Below are 707 nucleotides of genomic sequence, written 5' to 3' on the forward strand. Positions count from 1 at the left end.
TCGCCTTACGGTGGAGCTGTGCGTAGATGTGATCAAGAGACAGGCATCCGTGGTCGCTCGTGGAACACCGGGACCCGCGTCCGCGCCGACCGGGGACCGCCGGTCGACAAGCACCGCTGGAGCCGCGTCCTCCGGCCCGCGCGACAGGCCGGGCCGCCGCGCCCGCTCCCTCCGATCATGCCGCTCACCCTGGACCACGCGGCCTGAACCTCCGGACGGCAGCCGCCACCCGGAGCGAACACCCACCCAAAGAGGAAGACCCAACGTGTCCACCACGCAAATCGACCTGTGCGCCCTTCCCGCCCGACGCGTGCGAGAAGCGGGCGGCTACGGCGGATTGGAGGTCGTGCTCACCCTCGGTGCGAAGGCGCCGCGTCGCCGCTGCGCTGTGGACGGCCTGGCCGGCATCGCGCGGGCCGTCGCCGAGTTCGGCCGCGACGTGCGGGCCGCCAATCCGGACGCCAGCTTCAAGGTCTCCGTCAGCATGGCTCGGGGCCAGCGCAAGCCGCGCGGCTTCGACAAGGCCGAACAGGCGGGCGTCTTCGGGGAGGGGGCCTTCCTGCGCGATGGTGTCGGCGACGAGGCCTTCCGCCGCCAACTGGCCAGCCCCCCCGACGGGCTGCTAGCCGTGGCCTGACGCAGCGGAGAGGAAGACAGGAAAGGCAAGGGATGGAGGGGTGCCGCACCCCGTCCCCCGCCGCAAGGGC

At 72.4% G+C, this 707-nt stretch carries 2 protein-coding genes; both read left to right on the forward strand.

Translation table 11 applies throughout. The features are described from left to right. A partial coding sequence (locus ROTAS13_RS27670) for a hypothetical protein (RefSeq protein WP_216348761.1) occupies positions 1–207 on the forward strand: 207 nt, incomplete at its 5' end. A 58-nt stretch (positions 208–265) separates the two neighbouring features. Beyond that, the gene (locus ROTAS13_RS25445) at positions 266–637 is read left to right on the forward strand and encodes a hypothetical protein (RefSeq protein ID WP_139323621.1); all 372 of its coding nucleotides are present in this window, start codon (positions 266–268) and stop codon (positions 635–637) included. Positions 638–707: the final 70 nt, after the last annotated feature.

The sequence above is a fragment of the Roseomonas sp. TAS13 genome (assembly GCF_001950415.1).
Classification (GTDB): Bacteria; Pseudomonadota; Alphaproteobacteria; order Acetobacterales; family Acetobacteraceae; genus Roseomonas; species Roseomonas mucosa.